We start from the raw sequence: 22,243 nt of genomic DNA, 5'->3' as shown, positions 1-22,243 counted from the left end.
ACTAATAAAGTTCGTGTGTCTTATGTAGACCCGCACACAGATTTTTCAAACCTTCTTAACGATTCTCTCTAGAGTTAGTACTTTGTGTTCAGTTTGCATAGATTCATTACACTTATTGCTGGTACACAACACCGATACTTGGGAGATCCATAATCACGGTTTGCCCTGAAATTACGTTCAATTGGACTTAGGTAGCTTTGGTAATAAACCTAAGAGTTACTTTAAACCCATTGCGCTTAGTTTTTCTTTACTTGTTTTCTCTAACTGATATGCCTGCTTTGAAGTCGCAATGGTGTTACCGCCTGAGATTAGAAAGCTTATAATGTTTATCGACACATGTAATCAATAAGTAAAGTGACACTGTAGCTAGCTGTACAGGTAAAGCTTGGTCCTATGGAAACACAAAATAAAGAACCCAAATAACAACTGTATATTTACACAGTTAAATTATTATCCCCTTAAAACGTTACCTTTCGTATAAATACCGAACAAAAACAACGCTATTTAGGCATATATCTGTCGCTGGGCGCGTATTTTTGCCTAGCAATCACGCTAGTGTCGTTGATCTCTTTTAATACGCTCATGGATAAGAACTACATCATCACACCTGACAGATAACCTACGCGCGTAAATACAGACAGAGACTACGATGGTGGCACCGTAGGCTCATTACATAAGTCAGAAGATGGAATTGAGTTACAGTGTGACTTTGAACAAACCTATAGCTTACCCTTCTGTGAAATTGAGTTCGTTATATCGACCCAAAATAAAGGGCTCGATCTCTCAACGTTCGATTCGGTCACCATCAATATAGAATATGAAGGTCAAGAGGAGCCAAGGTTTCGATTCTACATACGTAACCACGACGACAACTACAGCGCTCAAAGCGACCCTATTTCTAACAAGTCCTATCGCTTAGACTTATCATTCCCCAATAGAAAACACATCAATTTAGCATTCTCAAATTGATACGCGCCGCATTCCTTAATCGACTTCTACACAACACCTTACGCCTCGTAAGCTTTTTAAATACTTATTCTGTAAAGCACATATGTGGCAACGAAGCTTGCTCTAAGCGGTGGTAAGCCATTCGCGGTATCGGTTTTGAATATTACCGTCGCTACTTATCTCGCACTGTTTTTAGATAAAATCCTCATTTGTCTGCTTCTGAACATTCATGGATTCTCATCCGTTCAAAATACAAGTCACAACGTCACTAGCCGTAAAAACACCATATATTTAGCCATTTAGACATGGTGACACAAATACTGACACCTAAAGTGGCGATTGTTTTACTTTCAGATCTTGCTGTAATTTAATTACAACTCAAAGCCAAGTAAAGCCTGATAAGTTAATTACTCTGACGTAACTTGTTGAATAAAAAGTATTTAAGAGTTTGGACAGGTCGGGATTTAGAGAAACTAAAGAGTAGGTATGTACGAGATAATATACTAGAGGGTAATATATTTAGTTATAGTGCACTACCGTATTAAAAAAGAAGGGCTGATGCCCTACTCTTCTTTATTACTCATTTCTTCACGGATTTGCTCAGCAACGATTTTGATAGCTTGCGCTGTGCTGATGCCTTGGGTCATCATTTCTTGAATTCGTTCAACAGCTTTCTGTTGTTCTTCGTGAGAAAGGGTTGGTAAGTCGTTTAGCATGCTCTGCTCCTTTATTTAGGAGCAGAACTATATAAGGACTGTTAGTAACTAGCAAGGAAATTGATTGATGCACCCATTGCATTTTCATTTGTGTAGTTAGCACTTAGATCTAGCTGAAACAAGTTCAATGGCGAGATACCAACACCAGCTGTCACTGTTCCTTCTGAATCAGAGTAAGCCAGGTTCTTGTAATACCCTCCCCTTAGCTTAAGCTGACGTAACAGGTCGACTTCAGTACCAACACGAATCATCTGTTCGTTGTCTTCGAACGAAGTAAACTTCTCTGCTTCATTCAAATCATAATCAACACTCAACGTAAAGTAATCAGAAACGATCCCCGCACCAACAGTGTAGACAGGCCCCAGGTTATAAGAATGACTCGATGTTACTGTTCTTGTAGCCCCTGTGCTGCTTGTTAGCTGTTGGCTAACGGATTTAGTTTCAATCTCACGGTCTATAATATTCGTTGCAGAAAAACCCACTCTAAATGGGCCGTAAAACCAAAGCGCACCTGCATCAATATTAAATGTAGTTTCCGCGGTGTCGTTTTCTCGAACATCACTTAGATCGTAGTTTTGTGCCGAGGCAATGTAGTTATACGTATAGATTCTTTGGAGTTTTGGAGAAATACCAAACGACAAATGTTGTCCCATGAACGTTTGATATTTTGCTAATGATATACCAGCTTCCATAATGCCAATAGAAACAGCTTTAACAGCAGTTAACTCAGCATTAACCAAGTCACTATTAGCAGCGTCACTAGATGTATCAGGGGTTACAAATGATTCAGTGTATGCTTTTGCAAATACGTTTGCTGCAATATACTGATTTGGTAGAGCGAATGCTACAACACCACCTAAATCAACATTCAGGCTATCACCATTAAGAGCATCTAGATCAGAACCAGTCACAGTACCTGACTCAATGCTGTCAACTAAATTATCGATATCATCAACTAAGTTATTAGGGTCATTATAATTACCGCCAAAACTTGGCGTGATCATTCCCATGTCATCATTACGACGATAAATCGCAACAAGTGCTGGGTTATAGAATGGAGCAGTTAGGAAGTTTGCTGAAACAACACCAACACCACCCATCGCATCACCACGCGCTTCAATGGCGTAGTTTGCTGCTGAAAGAGGAAGACTGGCGAATGCAATTGACGCTGCGAGTAGTTTTGTAGTTTTTTTCATGCCGTTTATCTTTGTTAGATCCCTTACATAGTTAACGGCACAATTTTAAATTACTTTAACTCTTCTTCGCTAGAAATATCATAAGTTTTACTGATAGTTTGTGCTTGTTCTATCGCTATGTCGCCTTGCCAGCGTGAATGCACCATTGAAACCGCTAAAACATAGCGATCATTAGGAAGTTCTTCACCAGTAAGGTTCATTGGATAATCAGATTCGTAGCTCTTGCCCCAGACCTGTTCATAGTGTTCATCAACGTAATCGTACAAACCGATTTCGAGCTTAGGGAGCGGACAATAAGGATTGAGTAGTTCTTTTTTATCGATTCGCCACGTGTCTTTTGATGCCCAGCGAACTTGTTGACGCATGGCAACTTCACCCAAAACAACCCAAGTGCTCCAAGACTTTCCGCCATCACCTTTAACGCTTAAACGGTATAAACCGGATTCAAGTTGAGAGGCTAAATTGTAACGCTTGCGGTATAGACTCACCGATGCGTTGTTAACCACTTCACTGTCTTTGGTTAACTCACTGTCCGAAGAAACGATCTTATCGACCCACTTCTCGAAGGTAATGTCTTGAATGTTGTTTTCGGATTCAACATTAATCGATACACGAAAGGTATCTCGGCCAGGGCTTTGAATGATGTGTCTTTTAACGACGACTGAACTAATCCAATCTGGGAGTGTTTTTCTGGTGAGAGTTTTACCACAATCTTTGTTCAATGCTTGATCGAACAGTTCATTGAGGTGATCTTCTCGTGATTGAGACGAGTTGATTTGCCAAACTTCCACTAATGAGTCAAACATCTGAGGTAAATCATTATCTAGCAGATGTTTATGAACTTGAGTCAGAGCATCGCTGCTCTTAAACCAATCCGTTGCTTGCGCGGTATTCGCTACGCAAGAAAACATTAATAGTGGAAGTAAGGCTATTCTCATTACGCTTTCATCTTGTAACCAACGCCACGCAGCGTTTCAATTTCTAGACCCGGCAGTTTCTGTCTTAGTTGCAGAACGTGCGTGTCTACCGTACGTGTTGTTGGGAAATGGTTGTAACCCCATACATGGTCAAGCAGTTCATCACGTGTAAACACACGTCCAAGGTTACTTGCCAAGAACAGTAGAAGGTCAAATTCAGTGCGCGTTAACGTTACTTCCTGTTCATTGAAAAACACTTCACGTGTCGCTTTATCGATAACAAGATTCTGAGCGATAACTTTTGATGCATCTTGTTCTTCAGAATCTGGCAGGCGAAGTTGAGCACGAATTCGAGCAAATAGCTCAGCCTCTGCGAATGGCTTTGTTAAGTAGTCGTTTGCACCTGAATCTAGGCCCGCTACTTTGTCTTTTACTGTCACGAGAGCCGTCAGCAAAATAACTGGGATATCTTTCTTTTTCTTCCAACCTGGAAGTGAATCTACTGAGTCGCCATCAGGAAGTTGACGGTCTAGAATCACTAGATCCGCTTGTTCCCAGTAGCCTTCAACTTCAGAGATCAGTTCTGCATGCAAACATTCATATCCAGCTTGCTCAAGGCTAACTAATAAACCGTCAGCTAAATTTTTATCATCTTCAACGAGAAGCAATGTCTGTTTCACAAGGTATCTCCAAAATAAATGTTGTTGGGGGGCCGATAAGCGTCATGTGACCGCCCATTTTTCCAACCATAGATTCCACTATCGTCAGACCTAAACCGAGTCCACTCTTACTTACGAATGGCTTTCTTAGTTGCCCCCAATCTTTGCGAGACAAGTCTCCATTATCTATAACTTTGAATGTCAGCTTCTTGTCAGAAGTATTCAGTTCTAGAATTACTGGAGCCACACCGTATTTCACGGCATTTCTGATTAGGTTATCGATGCACGTTCCCAACCAATATACGTTCACTTTTGCAGCTATATCTTTGTTTACACGGAGTTCAATCCCCGGCGCAAAGTCTTCTTCAACTTTGTATTGGAGCCACTCTTCAACACTTGGCACCCACTCTGTTGCGAGCGGTTGATTATCTGATTGCAGGTAATCTTTACTTGCTTCCGCCAACTGTCTTAAACGGCGTGTATCTTCACACAGCCTACGGAACTCATCATATACCGATTCTGGTAAGTGTTCGAACTCACGCCTGAACCCTTCCACCGTCAATGACAAACTCGCAATCGGCGTTCTTAATTCGTGCGTTAGGATTTGAAGAACCAGCATGCGACTCTTCATCTCTTGTTTCTTGCTGTTCCAGCGGTAAATCGCCCAACCTAAGACAAGCATGATGTTGGCAATAACCAAGATAAACATGGCGACTTGCAGAAGCTCTGAATGATCTTCTATTTCCCAACACACATTACCACGCTGGACAAAACAGCTTTTACCTTCTGAAGACAAGCTAAACGATAACCCAGCAAGCGTGGCATTTTCGTTCCAGACTGATTTTTTATACAGGTAATATCTGTCGCCGCGTTTTACCCACATCTCATCAAGCTCAACAAACATACTGGCACCCGCTAACAGCGCGGTGATTGCTTCGCTATCCATTTGTTGCAAGCGAGACAGTAGTTCATCGTGTTCGGTGTTTGGTCGCTCTTGAATATGCATAAAGCGCTTCAGAGAGTCGAATTTTTCTGGGTACTTCTCAACGTATCGTGCCGCATAAGAACCGCCGCCAGGGTGAATCAAACCACTACGGCTAAACCAACGGTCAGAAAGCTTGGTGCCTTTACACATTGCACGAGTAAAAACTAAAGGCTCAGTAATCAAAGGGCTTAACGGCAGTTTACCACTACAGGTTTTTGATAACTGGTACAAGCGCTGAATGTCTTTTAACGGGTACTCTGCTGTTTGTGGCAGCATAGAAGACGGCATGATCAAACGTGTTGGATAATCAGCCTGTAGCACTCGAATATCGTAAGATTCGATTGCCGTTTCATGATCAAAGAGTTTGGTGAAATTATCGATACGCTCAGGTAAAGAGTCAGCAAATGCGTTTGCAGACACAGACAACGTAGCGATAAGAAGAGTAAATGTTCTTTTGATGATCACAAACCAACGCAAATTCATATAGATCAACCAAATATATACCATTCGCTATCAAAGATAAATTTTTAACCGCATGAAAAACTTTGAGAATGGCGAGCTACAGAGATAAAGGCCAATATATTACGGCCACATTGTACATACGTACTAGTAGGCTGATTGGCAAGCCAAACCTCAATTGCGACAAGTTTTGCATCAGGCTTCGTCAACTTCGTATCAACTGAGATCACACATAGAGTCGCTTTCGTAAGATAAAAAAGGAGCTCAAATGAGCTCCTTATCGAGTTGTTACATATTGTTTAGAGGTGATCTCTATAGATGTTCTAAGATACTTAGACAACTCTTTTTAGCATCGCCAAACAGCATCTGCGTGTTCTCTTTGAAGAACAGTGGGTTTTGCACACCGGCGTAACCTGTGTTCATCGAACGCTTGAATACGATAACATTCTGAGCGTTCCAAACTTCAAGTACTGGCATACCAGCAATTGGGCTGTTTGGATCTTCAAGTGCTGCAGGGTTTACGGTGTCATTCGCACCAATTACCAATACAGTATCTGTCTCATCGAAGTCATCGTTGATTTCGTCCATTTCTAGAACGATATCGTAAGGCACTTTCGCTTCAGCAAGCAGTACGTTCATGTGACCCGGTAACCTACCAGCAACTGGGTGGATACCAAATCGAACATTAATGCCCTGCGCTCGTAGCTTCTCAGTGATTTCATGCACTGGGTATTGTGCTTGAGCTACTGCCATGCCGTATCCAGGAGTGATGATTACTGACTTAGAGTTTTTCAGCATATCAGCCACATCTTCAGCTGATGTTTCGCGGTGTTCACCTTGCTCTTCATCGCCATCAGACACAACCACTTCTTGGCCGAATCCACCAGCAATAACGCTGATGAAAGAGCGGTTCATCGCCTTACACATAATGTAAGACAGAATCGCACCCGACGAACCAACCAATGCACCAGTTACGATAAGCAGATCGTTTGCAAGCATGAAACCTGCCGCTGCTGCTGCCCAACCAGAGTACGAGTTCAGCATAGAGACAACTACTGGCATATCTGCACCGCCAATCGATGCCACTAGGTGGTAACCGAATGCGAATGCGATAAGTGTCATCACCATTAGTGCGAACATGCTGCCGTCTGCTTTAACGAACATGATCATCAGCAGTGTAGAAACTACGATAGCCGCTAGATTCCACTTGTGCTTATGAGGGATGTTCAATGCAGACGAAGAGATCACGCCACGAAGCTTACCAAACGCAACAATAGAACCCGTGAACGTCACCGCACCGATAAACACGCCAAGGAACACTTCCACTAGATGGATAACGTGCTCTGCATGAATATCTGCAGGGTTGATAGAAACAGCAGCAGGTGGATCGATGTAGCTGTTGTAACCTACAAGTACTGCAGCCATACCTACGAAGCTGTGCAGAATTGCAACCAGCTCTGGCATTTCAGTCATTTCTACTTTTCTTGCGTAGTGGATACCAATACCACCACCGATCACCATAGCAATGATGATCCACACAATACCAGCAGAGTGAGGGCCAAAGATCGTTGCGATCAACGCGATTGCCATACCCGTGATACCGTAATAGTTACCTGCACGCGCAGATTCCTGTTTCGATAACCCAGCCAAGCTCATAATAAAAAATACAGCAGCAACAATATAAGCTGCTTGTACTAATCCTTCAGACATCTGTTACTCCTTAGTCTTTACGGAACATTTCAAGCATACGTTTGGTCACGGTAAAGCCACCAAAGATATTGATACTTGCAATTAATACGGCAATAAATGATAAGAACGTGACGACGCCACTTCCTTGTCCGATCTGTAACAGTGCACCTACTACAATGATGCCTGAAATCGCGTTAGTCACGGACATCAAAGGCGTATGCAGAGAATGGCTTACATTCCAAACTACGTAATAACCCACCACACAAGCGAGAACAAAAACGGTAAAGTGAGATAAGAACGCAGCTGGAGCAACCGAAGCTACCCAAGCGAATGCACCAACAGCTACCGCCATACCCGCCACTTTCTTAATTGGAGAAACAGGTTCTTCAACTTTAGGCTCTGGTTTGGCCGCTTTTGGCTTAGCTTGTTGTGGTTGAGCTGAAACTTGAATTGGTGGAGCTGGCCAAGTGACCTCGCCCTCTTTAACCACAGTAACACCACGCAGAACAACATCTTCAAAGTCGATTTTGATGTTGCCATCTTTCTCTTTGCAAAGCAGTTTCAGAAGGTTAACTAGGTTCGTTGCATACAGTTGAGATGATTGAGTCGGCAGTCGACCAACCATATCAGTGTAACCAACCACCTTCACACCATTAGCCGTTGTAATGACTTGATCCGCAACCGTGTATTCACAGTTACCGCCATTGGCCGCCGCAAGGTCTACAATCACACTACCTGCACTCATGCTGTCTACCATCTCTTTGGTAATCAGCTTCGGAGCCGGGCGACCTGGAATCAGCGCCGTAGTAATGATGATATCAACGTCTTTTGCTTGAGCTGCATAAAGCTCTTCCGCTTTCTTATTGAATGCTTCAGACATCTCTTTTGCGTAGCCGTCACCAGCACTGGTGTCTTCCTTGAAATCCACTTCCAAGAATTCAGCGCCCATCGACTCAACTTGTTCTTTAACTTCAGGACGAACATCGAATGAACGAACGATCGCACCTAAGCTACCCGCAGCGCCGATTGCCGCTAGTCCAGCAACACCAGCACCTGCAACCAGTACTTTTGCTGGTGGAACTTTACCCGCAGCCGTAATCTGGCCCGTGAAGAATCGACCAAACTCATGCGCCGCTTCAACAACAGCACGATAACCCGCGATGTTTGCCATAGAACTCAATGCATCTAACGCCTGAGCTCTTGAAATTCGTGGTACAGAATCCATCGCCATCACGTTGATGTTACGACTGGACAATTGTTCCATTAACTCTGGATTTTGAGCAGGCCAAATAAAGCTGACCAATGTTGCGCCATCTTTAAGAAGATCGATTTCATTTTTAGACTCGTCAACGATCGGAGCGTTAACTTTAAAGATAATATCGGATTTCCAAGCTTCATCTGCGGTGACAACTTTTGCTCCAGCTTGTTCATAAGCTGCATCTTCAAAACTTGCTAACGCACCTGCTTGTGATTCAACACAAACTTCAAATCCTAATTTTAGAAGCTGTTCTACCGATTTCGGCGAAGCAGCGACTCGCGTTTCACCTGCGAGCGTTTCTCTTGGTACACCAATTTGCATAGCTATTCCTTGACTATTGGCACGAATGACTTATTCGTTTGTATCTAACGACAACTAATACTTCAAGCGTTTTGTTCAAAGAACAGGAAAAGTTATTACTTATAACGATTTGGACGGAATTTGAGCGCTTCATTCGGATAAATGACGACCGTCTCGAACCAAGAGGTCAAACCACTTGCAAATAATCCTTTTAATAACAACTCACTAGCTGTTCTTTATCCATAAAACTAAAAAGAGCTTTCAGCATATACACTGAAAGCTCTCTAAATTATGACCAACATCAATTCTAACCCTAATTGGTTAGCTAAATATATTGTCGCCCATTTGGTCGATGAACATCTGCGATTTTTTGAGCATCAATTCATCGGCATCTTGTTTGTTTGAAACAACATCTGAACGAATAAAACGGTGAGTTTTGATTTCACCATCGAATTCTTTCTCGATTCGCCCAGCAACACGGTATTGACCAGATTCTGCAATGGCATCTTGATAGATATTGAAACCCTTATATTCGACTGGCTCAATCTCTACTTTTTGTTCGGTTTTTTCTTTGCCACCAAATAATCTAGAAAAGAATCCCACGTTTTTTTACTCCTTAAATGACCGTATTCACCCTAAACTATCATGACTGTTTACGGTTCAACAACGGCTTTTCATACCATTGCAATTCTACGTCATCGTCAAAATTGTGTTGACTAAATATAACAGGCACATTGTCGTCACGTTCACGTCTTCGATCGTCAATAATCATACTTTCTGCATTTTTGACCGCGATCTCACTATTGCGTTTATAGAGCACCAATTTGTCTTCTGGCAATGCTGACAGAAAATCGATATCAAAACGAATATAGATAGGTTTTAGCTGGCCCAAAGCCAAGCACGCGAGATCGGCCAACTGTTCGTTGGTATAACTAGACACATATTCCTCGGTAGCCAATACATGACCGACCAGAGTTTCCATATAGTTATGTACATCAACACTAATTTGCATACCACACCTCCATTTGTAGCGGTTTTTCTAGTCGCAGTCGTTTCTAAAGTCACTTGAAACCATGCAATTCCTAATAGCTTTCTATAACTCAGTTATAGGTTTTACTGTCCATAGTTGAAACTTAGGCATTATTTAATCTTACTCTGACTTCATTACAGATCTTCGTCGCTTAATGAAAAGGTCACTCAATGATAACTGATCATCAAGCCCTTTAAGTGACAGCGCCAACGTAAGAGCAGCAGAGCAGATTTTGTTAAGTATCTATAACGACTAATTAATTTCTCATATATACTGTGTAGTTCGTTCTAAGGTTAATAGCAACTCAAAATACATATAAAAATGATTGCACCAATAGCGACCTATGACTATGTTTTTGCTCTAATTTAGGCAAAAAGCTTGGCAATCGCTTGTTTAACCGTATCCTACGCATAGTATTAAATAATAAGATCATCAATATAGTTAGGCTCACCACATAAATGGCATCATCTTTTGTAACGTCGAGCATGTTTCGATTTTGCTTCCCTTTAGTCCTGTTAACAATTTTGCTCGTTGGTATGGACAACGTCATTCTCGTGACGGACTCAAATTTAGGGTTTGCTAGCAACCTCCCTTACATTTTATTGAGCGTTGCGGTTCTGCTATGCCATACGTTCAGACAAGGTCGAATGGCGATGGTATCGGTGACCATGCTTGTCGCTTATCTGATCATCCAAGTTCGCTTACAAACGCCTCTCAATACTGGCACAACGCTATTAGAGCTCTCGTTACTTGCGGCATTAGTACCTGTCACTTGCTTACTTGTTTATGCCTTCCCTGATAACGGCGTAAACTCAAAGTCGATGCTGCTCTACGCCATCGTTCTTGTTCTGTTTATGGTGTGGGCACAATTGATCGTCTCTCACTTCCATGCCGGCGGTTTTGAATCATGGAGTGATGGTCTTCTATTTATTGTCAGAGACTTCTCCAAACTGCCTTTTGTTTTAGTGCTGTATAGCCTTTGCTTGCTTGGCCTTACTGCCATTCTCGTGTTGGTGTATAACCGCTCTATCGATGTTGTGGTTTATAGCGCTATCCTGCTTTCTTCTTGTACGTTCATCTTCTTCGATATTCAGTACATCTCGAGCACCATGTTCTCGCTGTCAGGCACACTGATCATCGTCTATGTGGTGTCTGCTAGTCATGATATGGCCTTTAACGACCAACTGACTAACATTCCCGGTCGACACGCCTTAGAAGTCGATATGAAGCACTTGGGGCGTAAGTATTCGATGGCGATGGTCGATATTGATCACTTTAAACAATTCAACGATACCTACGGACATGACATTGGCGACGATGTGTTAAAACTGGTGGCACGCATTCTGAGGGAAACCACAGGCGGCGCTAAAGCTTATCGCTATGGTGGAGAAGAGTTCACGATTATCTTCAAAGGCAAACATTCGGAACAAGTTAAAGAGCACCTTCAAGCTCTGATTTCCGAAGTTCAAAACTACGACATGACGATTCGGAATAGCCATGAGCGCCCCGACGATCATGAAGTGGGTATGAAAAAGCGTGGCAAGAACGGTAAACCATCGGAAGTGGTGAATGTGACGGTGAGTATTGGATTGTCTGATAGCACAACCACCAGACATCCTGAAGAGGTGTTGAAGCTTGCTGACCAAGCGCTGTATAAAGCGAAAGAAACCGGTCGAAACAAACTGTGTATTGACCGTTAACAATAGTTGATAGCGAAAGATATTGAGTGCTAGAGATCTAAATAGCTTAAGCCATTAATAGCGATCTGCTTCAATAACTATCACTTCCAAGTTCAACGAGCCTCATTGATTTGAGGCCGTATGGGCTTAACTGGAAAAAAGAGCTTAATCTTGGTTGAAGAATATAACCAAGCTGCCACCTTTTAAGCTACTTCCGTAGTTAATCGTAAAACCTATTCCCACGTTATCGACCCACTCATTAAACAGGTTTGGGTTAAGCAACCAACCAACACTGCCCTCGTAGTAAGATGTGGTGCCCATAGATGCCACGGTGTCACCACCAATATCAATTCGTCTTATACTCGAGTACATCGAAGTGATGTTCTTATCCCAACGCACGAGATCATAGAAAACCTTGGCTTCATTGGCGATATACCACCCTTCAGGATGACCGACATTGCCATTATTCGCCTCGCCCCAGCCGATGCCATTAAAGTAATGCCAACTGGTGCTCAATTTATACTTTCCCCAGTCATTCTTATCTTCGTACATCAGCTTGATTTTAGGCTCGATGATGTAAGCCCAAGCATCAGTATTGAGATATACGCCATCCAGTTGGTCTTGAATAGGCTTTAGCAACGAAGCGCGATATTCATAATCATTGCGGTAGTAAGAGATGTGGTTACCGATTGCAGAGCTGAAGCTCCAATATTCGTCTAGCTTGGACACATTCGCGAATTCGACGTAGCCAGACACTACCGACTCTTTTTGAAAATCGTTTCTGTTTGCTGCCGCGTACTCGACATCGTTCTCGATTCGCAATGCAGACAAGCGTAGCGTCACCTCTTGATGGTTGTCTTCGATGTAACTTGGTAATTCAAATGTGTAAGGCAAACTCAGGGAGGTGATGTTTTGGCGACGACTTACCGAATCATTCGAACCGATGTCTTCATTGTCCAAACTAAACACTTTATTGGGGTCAAAGTTATTGATACCAAAAGTGAAAACATCGGTGTCGTTGAGCAATACACTGGTGGCAAAGCTCTGCTCTAGATCCTTTCGAAAAAGATCAGATAGCGTATTGGCATTAACAGTGGTCGCCAAAGCGGTAAAAAATAGAGGAACCGCAAGCGTCCAAGATGTGTTAGTCATAGAAAATGACTTCGAATGTGGCATTTCTTTTATCACTTAAAGCACTTCCTAGCTCAAACGCTATTAGAAGTATAAATTCAAATATCTAAAAGAGCTCGCCAACTAACGCGCAAGCTCCAAAATGTTACGTTGTACAAAGGTATTTCTACCACTTTGCTTCGCTTGATAAAGCGCTTGATCGACCTTTTCGTAAATAGACGCAATAGATTCGCCACCTTCTGGCACAAATGACAACACACCTTGTGACGCTGTCACTCTATCCGATACCGTTGAGTGTTCATGAGCGTAGTTCATCTCATGCAATGCCTCTTTAACTCGAGTCGCGTGTACCTTAGCGCCTTCACTGTCTGTATCGCTAAGAATCAGAACAAACTCTTCACCGCCATAACGACCTACAAATTCTCCCGCACGAACAAACAGCTGTTTCAAGGTATTAGCAAGCCCTTGTAAGCACTTATCCCCTTGAATATGACCATAATTATCGTTGTAAGGCTTAAAGAAGTCTACATCTAGAAGTATGACTGTCATGGATATATTACGTCTTCCGTGCCACGCTATGCTCTCTTCAAGCTTAGTATCCATATATCGACGGTTATACAATTTGGTCAGGCCATCTTCGTTGGCTTGTTGCTGCAGAAGGATGTTCAGTTCTTCGAGTTTGGCTGTGCTTTGTTTTAGCTCTCGTCTCATGTGCGCGATACGTTGCATCGCAATCAGCTTAGAATTCAAAACAACCTTGTTTACTGGCTTGATCAGGTAATCATCGCCACCAGCGTCAATCGCTTTTGCGATCATCTCAGGTTCTTCGTGACCACTAAGAAAGATGATGGGAACCCATTCTGGGAATCGGCTTCGAACCTCATTCGCCACTTCAAAACCATCCATATCAGGCATGCTGATATCAAGTAACACGAGTTCAGGATCAAAATCAGAATAAACACTCAGGGCTTCTTTTCCGCTACCGACAGCTTCTACAATATGACCCAGTTGCTTGAGTCGGATAGCAAGTTGCATCCTGTCTAGTTGAACGTCATCAACCAGCAATATGCGCATTGAAGATCCCTTTTCTATCATCACATCACCTTTATCTAGTGTTGAATATTCAAAGTAGCTCAAATTTGGGCTTAAATCATGCCCTAATCTCTATATTATATTGACTTTTTTACAGATCTTTTTAGCATTGTTTCTTTTTAAAGAGAAATACTATGTCAGACGCTACAAACAACGAACAACAAGAAATCGATTTAACCACCATCTCACCAGAACTTCGTCAAGTTATCGAATTTGATGGCGTACCAAAAGAGATGCACTTTATGGTTACTTCTATTCACGAAGTGTCTGAAGAAGCAGTACGCGAAGCTTGGGATAGTCTTCCAGCAAGCGCACAAAATGTTTTAGACAACTTCGAGCAGTTCCACGCTCTAATCTCAGTTAGCCAAGCTTTCGCTGGTGTTAACGTGATGGAAGAGTTCCCTACTCTTAAACTTCCAGAAGACATGTCTGACGAAGAAAAAGAAGAGTACCGTGCTCAACTGCTAGACCAAGTTCTACACAACTGTGTAAAAGACATGGTTAAACAAATCAAGAAAGCTCGTCGTGATGCAATCTTGAAGCGTGATTTCAAAGAAGTTTTTACTAAGTAAGTCGCTAGTCGCCTAAACTAGGCTAAGCGCTAACAGTACTACTTAGAATTAAGCCGCATGTTTCTTTAAACACGCGGCTTTTTTATATCCGCTATTTTCTGTTCGTCGATCGTTACGTCTGTATGTTCTTGTTGCTAATGTTCATATGATTCGACAAATCATATGCTTTAACACTCATATAGTGTGGCGCAAAACTGGCAGTTATACCGTATAAAAATGACGCATGTATCCATTCATGGAATCAAGATCGAATTTTCAGAACCTATAACAGGCAGTATCGCGGCAATATCGAAAAACTGACCTTGTCAGGTTTAATGCGTTACCGCGATATCTCTTTGAGCGACACTCACACCTTTAATTTGAGCGTAAACACGCTGCCCGATTTCTAGATTTAACTCATCCAGCGCCCACAATGTAATGGTTGCCCATAGGTAGCACCCAGACTCTAACTCTAGCTCGACCGCGACACTCTGCTTATTTGTGCCTTGTTGGTGCGTCTCTACGCTTTTAATGGTGACAGGAAGGATGTTACGTATAGAAGTCCCTTTCGGCCGTTCTAGCGTGATAGAGACATCATTTGCCCTAACTTGCAGCCTCACTGTCGTACCAAGCTCACTCGATACTTTCTGAACCCATAACGACGTCGACTTTCCTAGCATCAGGCGAGACAGCGCATAATCGTCATTGTGTTCCGCTAATGTCGCTTCAAACAACGAGCTTTGCTCTGAGAAAGATTGCCAAGGTTGCATGGCTCTCGATGCCCAAACCTCTTCCGTCACACCCGACGAAATCACTTTGCCTTGGTCAATAATCACAAGGTGATTTGCCAAGCGTAAAATTTCATTGAGGCTATGAGTGACATAGATGATCGGTATTTGGACGGTTTCGGATAAGTTTTCCAGAAATGGCATCACTTCGCGCTTACGAGGCAAGTCGAGAGACGCTAAAGGCTCATCCATCAACAAAATGCTCGGCTTTGATAACAAAGCGCGGCCAATCGCCACACGTTGCTTCTCACCGCCAGACAAACGAGCTGGGTATCGGTCAAGCAATGAACCCAAAGACAACAGCGAGACTATTTGCTCAAAGTGCGCTTGATCGACGCTTTTCATACCGTATTTAAGGTTCGCTGCCACCTTCATATGTGGAAACAATCGCGACTCTTGGAACACATAACCGACGTTGCGTTTGTGAGTCGGCAAATTAATGCCATTTTCACTATCGAACAGTGTGGTTCCAGATACGCTGATCAGACCTTTATCGGGCTGTTTAAGGCCACTGATTGCATTGATAAGTGAGGTTTTACCCGCGCCAGAACGACCAAAAATTGCCGTAATGCCGCTACTTGGTAATTCCAAGTCGATATCAAAGAACGTTTCACCAAGTTGTTGTTGATATTGGAGGATCAAAGCACTCATGCATTGCCTCCCAAGCGTTGTGCTGACTTTTTGTTGAGCCACTCAGATAGCATCAATGAACCCAGCGCTATCACAATAGAAATGACACACAAACGCGCGGCTTCCATTTCAGCGCCAGGGGTTTCAATAAAGGTATACATAGCCAAAGGAATGGTTTGAGTTTCACCGGGAATATTTGAAACGAAGCTGATGGTCGCGCCAAACTCCCCTAGGCTTCTTGCGAATGAAAGCATGGTGCCGGTAATGACCCCTGGGATCATCAAGGGTAAAGTGATCGTGAAAAACACACGAAGAGGTGAAGCGCCTAATGTAGCAGCCGCCTCTTCAAGCTTACTGTCTACGGTTTCTAGGCTCAATCTAATAGAGCGAACCATCAGCGGCAACGCCACAACCACACAAGCGAGTGCCGCGCCCTTCCAGCTAAAGCTGAATACAATACCAAACACGTCATTGAGCCACGAACCTATGATACCTTGCCTGCCCATCATCACTAGCAGTAAATAGCCAATAACCACAGGTGGAAGTACCAAAGGTAAATGGACAATACTCTCAACAATGCTCTTACCTACAAATTGTTTCTTAGCAAGTAGCCATGCTAAGCCAATACCGATAGGGATAAGCCATAAGATTGCAAACCCAGCGACTTTTAAGCTCAGCATTAAGGCTTGGTATTCGTATTCCGATAAATACATCATTTAACGCACTTCAAATCCAAAACTGTTCAAGGTGTCTTTCGCTTTTTCGCTCTTTAGGAAAGTATAGAACTCTTCTGCCACAACTTTATCACTCAACTTCGCTACAGGGTAACGTATTGGTGTGTGCAGATCTGATGGGAAGGTCGACACTAGGTTTACTTCTTTAGAAAGCAACGCATCCGTTTTGTAGACAATGCCAAGCTTAGCTTCACTGCGCTCGACTAAGGCTAAGGCCATACGAACATTGTTACTTGGTGCCAATCGAGTTTTCACATCGTCCCATACACCTAACGTTTCTAACGCTTCTTTTGCATAGATACCAGCAGGAACCGACATGGTGTTACCCACTGCAAGCCTTTCATTAGTAAGAAGTTTAGCCCATTGTTCACCTTTTGATAGGTCTAACGTTACCGATGTCTCTTTAGGAGCAATCAGCACCAGTTCGTTTTCACATAGGTTTGTGACATTGTCACTATAAACCAATTTACGATCGACTAAATGCGTCATCCATTTCTCATTTGCCGAGATAAAAATGTCTGCTGGTGCTCCTCTTTCGATTTGTCGCACCAAAGACGATGTACTCGCGTACACAGGAATCACATCGACAGAATGGTCTTTCTCAAACTCTTCAACCAACAGATTAACCGCATTGGTCATCGACGATGCAGCGTAAACTCGTAGCTTTTCCGCAGCAAAAAGATGACTAGAACTCAATGCCGAAGTTAAAGCCATGGTTAAAAGGAAGACTCGCTTTTTCATTGTTATCACTTATCTATTGTTCGTTTAAGTTCTTTAGCTAACTTCTAAATGGCGGCTTAAGCTGTTAACTCTGGCCAAAGCAGATCAAGATTTAAGTACTCTTCGATGGCATCAGCGATTCGATTAATACCCAGCTCTTTAAGCTGTTCGTGGTCAATCGCGGTCACATCGTTGGCTCCTGCCCATTCGCAAATAAGCGACAACGCATCACTGTTGTCGAATACGCCATGCAAGTAAGTACCAAAAATCGAGTTATCTTGATTCACAGCGCCATCTAGGCTGCCAGATTCTAACTGAACCGGTAAGGCTGTTTCTTTGACATCAGTCCTACCTACGTGGATTTCATACCCTTTTACTTGTGCTGTTTTGCCATCCAGCGTCATGGTGCCGCGTACGTTGGTTAAGGTTTTCTGCTGTGTAAGGGTCGTTTCAGTATCCAGATACCCTAACCCTTCGCTGCTGCCGGGTTCCCCTTCAACGCCATCAGGATCGTGGATGATGCTACCTAACATTTGGTAGCCACCGCAGATACCCATCACTTTGCCGCCTAAGCGCAGGTGGCGTTGAATATCTTTATCCCAGCCTTGTTCTTTTAGGTAATCCAAATCTGCTCTTACCGACTTTGTACCCGGCAAGATAATTAAATCAGCATTGTTTACACGTTCGCCTTTACCGACATAACGTAAATCAATCGAAGGATTCAATCTTAACGCGTCAAAGTCTGTATGGTTGCTGATTCGGGTTAGCACTGGCACCGCCACCTTAAGCTTAGCTTCTCCGTAAGACTCTTGAGCAGAGGTAATGGCATCTTCCGCTTCTAAGTTAAAACCATGCAGATATGGCAACACACCAATCACAGGCTTGCCGGTTTTTTCCTCTAGCCAATCTAGGCCAGATTGAAGCAGTGCGATATCGCCTCTAAAACGATTTATCACAAAGCCTTTTACACGAGCTTGTTCAGATTCAGACAATAGAGCTAATGTCCCGTAGAGATGCGCAAAAACGCCACCACGGTCAATATCAGCAACGATGATCACAGGGATGTCCGCTTTCTCAGCAAATCCCATGTTAGCGATATCATTTTCACGAAGATTGATTTCGGCTGGGCTCCCCGCACCTTCAATCATCACGCTTTCATATTCTTCAGAAAGTCGGTCAAACGAATCGATAACTGTATCCATCGCCACTTTCTTGTAATCATGATAACCCGTCGCTTCCATGTTGCTCAGCGCTCGGCCTTGCAAAATCACTTGCGCGCCGGTATCTGAGTTGGGCTTTAGCAATACAGGGTTCATGTGAACGGTTGGCTCTATATTACAAGCTTGCGCCTGAACCGCTTGAGCACGGCCAATTTCGCCACCATCTTTTGTCACAGCACTGTTCAACGCCATGTTTTGTGGCTTAAAAGGTGCCACTTTGATTCCTTTCCTTGCCAAAACACGGCATAAACCTGCCACCAAAACACTTTTTCCGGCATCTGACGTTGTCCCTTGAACCATAAGGGCACTTAATGGTGCTCGCATTTGTACTTAAATCCTTAATTTCTTAATTTCTTAATTTTCAATTTATAGCTGTGGGCAATATTTCTCTGCGACCATCTTAACGTCATTGCCGAGTAGATGCTCAATAAAATGAATGGAAAATGAATGTGTTACTCACTCTGGATTCAACCCCAGTGTTGTTTAATAGCTCCATCGAAACGAAGCTTGTGAACGATAACAGGCGCTTCAACAAAAAACGTACTAACGAAAAGAAACGTTTCAAATTCAGAAAAACGTTTCTACTAAAAACAACATTAAGGGATTCACCATGAAAAAAACTGTATTAGCTATCGCATCTACTATTATCCTTGCTCCTACTTTCGCAATGGCTAGTGACCACAACAGCAACAAGCACGAAAGCGCTATTGCTTATACTGGCCCAATTGAAACCGTTTCTGTTGCGACACTACTTGCCGACACAAGCATGTTCGCAGAGCAAGAAGCAATTGTGGATGGCAAGATCGTTCGTCAACTTAAGAATGACACGTTTGTCTTCTCTGATGGCCAGAGTGAAATTCAAATCGAACTTGATGATGATATCCGCCTAGCACAACCACTGACCGCTGATACAAAAGTTCGTATCTTCGGTGAATATGAAGGTGGTAAGACACCTGAAATCGAAGTGGACCACATCCAGGTTCTATAAGCGATTAATATAAAAATACCGACTTCAAATAATTGGCCTGCATATTGCAGGCTTTTTTGTATTATACTGCCGCAAAATACAATTTATATGGAGTCACCATGCTAGGTTGCACGAATAAGACTGTCCTTTTAGGACTCGCTGCACTGTGTTCATTCTCTGCGTCTGCAAACAACTTTAACTACAACACATTCGAGCTGCGCATGGGTACTAGCCCAAGTACTTTCGGTGGTGAAGTCACAACAATGTTCACTCAGAACTCTCATTTTGTTGCTCGTATCGATTCAGAATTTGAAAGTGATTGGGATGCAGCGGTAGGTATGGGATTCAACGGCCCAATCAGTCAATTTGCTGACGTTACTGGCCAAATGTTACTGCACAACATTGAACGGAATGACGATAACCACATCAAAACAGAAATTAACCTTGGCTTGAGAGCTTGGTTAATGGCAAACGTTGAAGTTAACGCACGCCTTGGTCAACTGATCGACAACGATGACACTCGTTCAATTTTGGGTATCGGTGCTCGTTTCCATTCAACTGATCAACTGTCTGTTGGTCTTGATATGCGCAATAACGGCACATATGGCCACCAAATCTTAATGTCGGCTCGATTCGGATTCTAATCTAGATTTCAATTACTGAGTAATAAATAGCTAAACGTATTACATAGAAAAGCCCCGAACATATTAATGTTCGGGGCTTTTTTGTTTGTTAGTTTCGCTGGCTTTTAGTCGTTCACGACCTGAGCCAGCGACTTGCTTTATAAGCTAACCATCAGCATCTTTTTCTGGTGATCTAAGTACTCTTCATAAGTACCTTGGAAGCTCACTAGCTGTTGATCTTTTACATCGATGATGTGTGTTGCTAATGAAGAAACGAACTCTCGGTCATGGCTTACGAAGATAAGCGTGCCAGTGTAAACCTTCAACGCGTCGTTCAGGGCTTGGATTGCTTCCATGTCCATGTGGTTGGTTGGTTCGTCCATTACAAGCACGTTGATGTCTTGCATCATTAGCTTGCCGAATAACAGACGGTTCTTCTCACCACCAGAACAGTTACGCGCTTTTTTGTTCGCATCGTCAGCAGTAAACAATAGGCGACCTAGAATGCCACGTACCATAAGGTCATCGTGCTTCACTGTGCGCCATTGTGAGATCCAATCGAAGATGCTCAGGTCGTTATCAAAGTCAGACGTACTATCTTGTGGGCAGTAGCCTACAGATGCGTTTTCAGACCATTTTACGATACCTTCGTTTTGCTCTAGCTCTTGAACTAGGCAACGTAGCAGCGTGGTTTTACCTACACCGTTCTCACCGATAACCGCAAGACGAGTACCCGCTTCAAGCAGCAAGTTACCACCGGCAAACAATGTTTCGCCATCGAAGCCGTGACCAAGGTCTTGAAGTTCAAGCGCTTGACGGTGTAGTTTCTTACCTTCGCCAAAATCAATAGATGGGCTCATACGGCTCGATGATTTCACTTCATCAAGCGTGATCTTATCCATTTTCTTGGCACGAGAGCTTGCTTGTTTTGCTTTAGATGCGTTAGCACCAAAACGGTTTACGAAATCTTGAAGCTCGCTGATTTCAGCCGCTTTCTTAGCGTTGCTTGCTAAAAGCTGTTCACGAATCAAGCCAGATGCTTCTAGGAAGTACTCGTAGTTACCAGGGTAGACACGTAGCTCACCGTAGTCGATGTCTGCCATGTGTGTACACACAGAGTTCAGGAAGTGTCTATCGTGCGAAATGATGATCATTGTACATTTACGCTGGTTTAGCTCTTCAGCAAGCCAGTTGATCGTGTGAATGTCCAAGTTGTTGGTTGGTTCATCAAGAAGCAGGATATCTGGGTTTGCAAACAGAGCTTGTGCCAATAGCACACGCAGTTTCCAACCTGGAGCTACTTGCTGCATCAAGCCGAAATGGAACTCTTCTTCAATACCCGCTTGAATTAGGATGTCGCCAGCACGGCTTTCTGCTGTGTAGCCATCCATTTCCGCGAATTCGCTTTCAAGCTCAGCGACTTTCATGCCATCGTCTTCGCTCATTTCTGGCAAAGAGTAAATGCGGTCACGTTCTTGTTTTACTTCCCACAGCTTTCTGTCACCCATGATCACAACGTCGATAACGCTGTACTGTTCGAAAGCGAACTGATCTTGGCTTAGCACACCCAGCTTTTCTCCTGGAGTGATAGAAACGTTGCCCGAGCTTGGCGTTAATGCGCCACTTAGGATTTTCATGAACGTTGATTTGCCGCAACCATTAGCGCCGATCAAACCATAACGGTTGCCGTTACCAAATTTAGCAGAGATGTTTTCAAACAGCGGCTCTGCGCCAAATTGCATTGTGATGTTCGCGGTAGATATCAAAGAACTAATTCCTAAGCGTGTACTGACAGATAATTATTAGGCTATTTCAAGAACCTAAATAAGAAGTACGAAAGTATGGATTAAACAAAAATCGAAGCGCGGATTATATAGAGATCTCGATCACGTTGTCGAGGCTAAACAGTAAACGAATAGTAAACATAGACCATTTAGATGCTTTTCATACG

Annotated in this window: 20 protein-coding genes and 1 pseudogene; 5 read left to right on the top strand and 16 right to left on the bottom strand. The window is 43.1% G+C overall.

Annotated elements, in window-relative coordinates; translation table 11 throughout:
* Positions 1-477: 477 nt before the first annotated feature.
* Positions 478-966, top strand: a pseudogene (locus AB4585_RS18345) (GGDEF domain-containing protein); the annotation flags it as partial.
* Between the two features lie 545 nt (positions 967-1,511).
* Here AB4585_RS18345 and AB4585_RS18340 read toward each other — a convergent pair.
* From AB4585_RS18340 to AB4585_RS18300, 9 genes are all read right to left on the bottom strand, one after another.
* Positions 1,512-1,664, bottom strand: a complete 153-nt coding sequence (locus AB4585_RS18340) for a YoaH family protein (protein ID WP_004731009.1) — start codon at positions 1,662-1,664, stop codon at positions 1,512-1,514.
* A 41-nt stretch (positions 1,665-1,705) separates the two neighbouring features.
* Entirely contained in the window at positions 1,706-2,860 is a 1,155-nt protein-coding gene (locus tag AB4585_RS18335; protein WP_017069084.1) for a conjugal transfer protein TraF, read from the bottom strand.
* A 50-nt stretch (positions 2,861-2,910) separates the two neighbouring features.
* Positions 2,911-3,798 carry a DUF2861 family protein gene (locus tag AB4585_RS18330; protein WP_029235234.1) on the bottom strand — a complete coding sequence of 296 codons (888 nt, stop codon included), beginning with the start codon at positions 3,796-3,798 and terminating at the stop codon, positions 2,911-2,913.
* Positions 3,798-4,457, bottom strand: coding sequence for a response regulator transcription factor VxrB (gene vxrB / locus AB4585_RS18325; RefSeq protein WP_017060099.1), 660 nt, complete (start codon positions 4,455-4,457; stop codon positions 3,798-3,800). The genes AB4585_RS18330 and vxrB overlap by 1 nt, the downstream gene beginning before the upstream one ends.
* Positions 4,432-5,904, bottom strand: coding sequence for a sensor histidine kinase VxrA (gene vxrA, locus AB4585_RS18320; RefSeq protein WP_017065947.1), 1,473 nt, complete (start codon positions 5,902-5,904; stop codon positions 4,432-4,434). The genes vxrB and vxrA overlap by 26 nt, the downstream gene beginning before the upstream one ends.
* A 288-nt stretch (positions 5,905-6,192) precedes the next feature.
* Entirely contained in the window at positions 6,193-7,590 is a 1,398-nt protein-coding gene (gene pntB, locus AB4585_RS18315; RefSeq protein ID WP_017064580.1) for a Re/Si-specific NAD(P)(+) transhydrogenase subunit beta, read from the bottom strand.
* Between the two features lie 10 nt (positions 7,591-7,600).
* Complete coding sequence (pntA, locus tag AB4585_RS18310; RefSeq protein ID WP_136974587.1) at positions 7,601-9,148, bottom strand: Re/Si-specific NAD(P)(+) transhydrogenase subunit alpha; 1,548 nt, start codon at positions 9,146-9,148, stop codon at positions 7,601-7,603.
* A gap of 300 nt (positions 9,149-9,448) precedes the next feature.
* Complete coding sequence (locus AB4585_RS18305) at positions 9,449-9,730, bottom strand: HlyU family transcriptional regulator (protein WP_004731023.1); 282 nt, start codon at positions 9,728-9,730, stop codon at positions 9,449-9,451.
* Between the two features lie 40 nt (positions 9,731-9,770).
* A complete protein-coding gene (locus AB4585_RS18300) occupies positions 9,771-10,139 on the bottom strand; it encodes a late competence development ComFB family protein (protein ID WP_017060104.1) in 369 nt (122 codons plus the stop codon).
* Between the two features lie 476 nt (positions 10,140-10,615).
* Between AB4585_RS18300 and AB4585_RS18295 the strand changes: the two genes are divergently transcribed.
* Positions 10,616-11,857, top strand: coding sequence for a GGDEF domain-containing protein (locus AB4585_RS18295; protein WP_372170519.1), 1,242 nt, complete (start codon positions 10,616-10,618; stop codon positions 11,855-11,857).
* Between the two features lie 144 nt (positions 11,858-12,001).
* On the opposite strand, the gene AB4585_RS18290 is transcribed toward AB4585_RS18295, so the two are convergent.
* Together AB4585_RS18290 and AB4585_RS18285 are read right to left on the bottom strand one after the other, a co-directional pair.
* Positions 12,002-13,012 carry a Solitary outer membrane autotransporter beta-barrel domain gene (locus AB4585_RS18290; protein WP_372155454.1) on the bottom strand — a complete coding sequence of 337 codons (1,011 nt, stop codon included), beginning with the start codon at positions 13,010-13,012 and terminating at the stop codon, positions 12,002-12,004.
* A gap of 78 nt (positions 13,013-13,090) precedes the next feature.
* The gene (locus tag AB4585_RS18285; RefSeq protein ID WP_017060107.1) at positions 13,091-14,041 is read right to left on the bottom strand and encodes a diguanylate cyclase; all 951 of its coding nucleotides are present in this window, start codon (positions 14,039-14,041) and stop codon (positions 13,091-13,093) included.
* A 152-nt stretch (positions 14,042-14,193) separates the two neighbouring features.
* Here AB4585_RS18285 and AB4585_RS18280 point away from each other — a divergent pair, with 152 nt between their 5' ends.
* Positions 14,194-14,631 carry a DUF3069 domain-containing protein gene (locus AB4585_RS18280; protein ID WP_017060108.1) on the top strand — a complete coding sequence of 146 codons (438 nt, stop codon included), beginning with the start codon at positions 14,194-14,196 and terminating at the stop codon, positions 14,629-14,631.
* A gap of 311 nt (positions 14,632-14,942) precedes the next feature.
* Here AB4585_RS18280 and modC read toward each other — a convergent pair whose 3' ends face one another.
* From modC to AB4585_RS18260, 4 genes are read right to left on the bottom strand one after another with little or no spacing between them, the layout of a single operon-like run.
* Positions 14,943-16,049, bottom strand: coding sequence for a molybdenum ABC transporter ATP-binding protein ModC (gene modC, locus AB4585_RS18275; protein ID WP_017067812.1), 1,107 nt, complete (start codon positions 16,047-16,049; stop codon positions 14,943-14,945).
* Complete coding sequence (modB, locus tag AB4585_RS18270; RefSeq protein WP_017060110.1) at positions 16,046-16,744, bottom strand: molybdate ABC transporter permease subunit; 699 nt, start codon at positions 16,742-16,744, stop codon at positions 16,046-16,048. The genes modC and modB overlap by 4 nt, the downstream gene beginning before the upstream one ends.
* Positions 16,745-17,503: a molybdate ABC transporter substrate-binding protein gene (gene modA / locus AB4585_RS18265; protein WP_017060111.1), complete on the bottom strand. Its 759-nt coding sequence runs from the start codon at positions 17,501-17,503 to the stop codon at positions 16,745-16,747. It lies immediately after the preceding gene.
* A gap of 56 nt (positions 17,504-17,559) precedes the next feature.
* Positions 17,560-19,026 (bottom strand): cobyric acid synthase, encoded by a 1,467-nt coding sequence (locus tag AB4585_RS18260; protein WP_372170516.1) that lies wholly within the window; start codon positions 19,024-19,026, stop codon positions 17,560-17,562.
* Between the two features lie 286 nt (positions 19,027-19,312).
* On the opposite strand from AB4585_RS18260, the gene AB4585_RS18255 reads away from it, so the two are divergent.
* Positions 19,313-19,690 carry a YgiW/YdeI family stress tolerance OB fold protein gene (locus tag AB4585_RS18255; protein WP_048608277.1) on the top strand — a complete coding sequence of 126 codons (378 nt, stop codon included), beginning with the start codon at positions 19,313-19,315 and terminating at the stop codon, positions 19,688-19,690.
* A 98-nt stretch (positions 19,691-19,788) separates the two neighbouring features.
* Positions 19,789-20,313 (top strand): hypothetical protein, encoded by a 525-nt coding sequence (locus AB4585_RS18250; RefSeq protein ID WP_017060115.1) that lies wholly within the window; start codon positions 19,789-19,791, stop codon positions 20,311-20,313.
* A gap of 137 nt (positions 20,314-20,450) precedes the next feature.
* Here the strand turns inward: AB4585_RS18250 and AB4585_RS18245 are convergent, their stop codons facing one another.
* The gene (locus tag AB4585_RS18245) at positions 20,451-22,058 is read right to left on the bottom strand and encodes an ABC-F family ATPase (protein WP_080582218.1); all 1,608 of its coding nucleotides are present in this window, start codon (positions 22,056-22,058) and stop codon (positions 20,451-20,453) included.
* Positions 22,059-22,243 lie beyond the last annotated feature (185 nt).

Source organism: Vibrio sp. 10N.222.49.C9, from assembly GCF_041474985.1.
Taxonomy (GTDB): domain Bacteria; phylum Pseudomonadota; class Gammaproteobacteria; order Enterobacterales; family Vibrionaceae; genus Vibrio; species Vibrio crassostreae_C.
Note: the sequence above shows the minus strand (reverse complement) of the source record. Positions and strands in the feature narration are given on the sequence as shown.

What these genes read in the sequence shown, in the direction of transcription:
- AB4585_RS18340 (WP_004731009.1), bottom strand. Translation starts at nt 1,664, where the DNA reads ATGCTAAACGACTTACCAACCCTTTCTCACGAAGAACAACAGAAAGCT.
- AB4585_RS18335 (WP_017069084.1), bottom strand. Translation starts at nt 2,860, where the DNA reads ATGAAAAAAACTACAAAACTACTCGCAGCGTCAATTGCATTCGCCAGT.
- AB4585_RS18330 (WP_029235234.1), bottom strand. Translation starts at nt 3,798, where the DNA reads ATGAGAATAGCCTTACTTCCACTATTAATGTTTTCTTGCGTAGCGAAT.
- vxrA (WP_017065947.1), bottom strand. Translation starts at nt 5,904, where the DNA reads ATGAATTTGCGTTGGTTTGTGATCATCAAAAGAACATTTACTCTTCTT.
- pntB (WP_017064580.1), bottom strand. Translation starts at nt 7,590, where the DNA reads ATGTCTGAAGGATTAGTACAAGCAGCTTATATTGTTGCTGCTGTATTT.
- pntA (WP_136974587.1), bottom strand. Translation starts at nt 9,148, where the DNA reads ATGCAAATTGGTGTACCAAGAGAAACGCTCGCAGGTGAAACGCGAGTC.
- AB4585_RS18300 (WP_017060104.1), bottom strand. Translation starts at nt 10,139, where the DNA reads ATGCAAATTAGTGTTGATGTACATAACTATATGGAAACTCTGGTCGGT.
- AB4585_RS18295 (WP_372170519.1), top strand. Translation starts at nt 10,616, where the DNA reads ATGGCATCATCTTTTGTAACGTCGAGCATGTTTCGATTTTGCTTCCCT.
- AB4585_RS18290 (WP_372155454.1), bottom strand. Translation starts at nt 13,012, where the DNA reads ATGCCACATTCGAAGTCATTTTCTATGACTAACACATCTTGGACGCTT.
- AB4585_RS18285 (WP_017060107.1), bottom strand. Translation starts at nt 14,041, where the DNA reads ATGCGCATATTGCTGGTTGATGACGTTCAACTAGACAGGATGCAACTT.
- AB4585_RS18280 (WP_017060108.1), top strand. Translation starts at nt 14,194, where the DNA reads ATGTCAGACGCTACAAACAACGAACAACAAGAAATCGATTTAACCACC.
- modC (WP_017067812.1), bottom strand. Translation starts at nt 16,049, where the DNA reads ATGAGTGCTTTGATCCTCCAATATCAACAACAACTTGGTGAAACGTTC.
- modB (WP_017060110.1), bottom strand. Translation starts at nt 16,744, where the DNA reads ATGATGTATTTATCGGAATACGAATACCAAGCCTTAATGCTGAGCTTA.
- modA (WP_017060111.1), bottom strand. Translation starts at nt 17,503, where the DNA reads ATGAAAAAGCGAGTCTTCCTTTTAACCATGGCTTTAACTTCGGCATTG.
- AB4585_RS18260 (WP_372170516.1), bottom strand. Translation starts at nt 19,026, where the DNA reads ATGCGAGCACCATTAAGTGCCCTTATGGTTCAAGGGACAACGTCAGAT.
- AB4585_RS18255 (WP_048608277.1), top strand. Translation starts at nt 19,313, where the DNA reads ATGAAAAAAACTGTATTAGCTATCGCATCTACTATTATCCTTGCTCCT.
- AB4585_RS18250 (WP_017060115.1), top strand. Translation starts at nt 19,789, where the DNA reads ATGCTAGGTTGCACGAATAAGACTGTCCTTTTAGGACTCGCTGCACTG.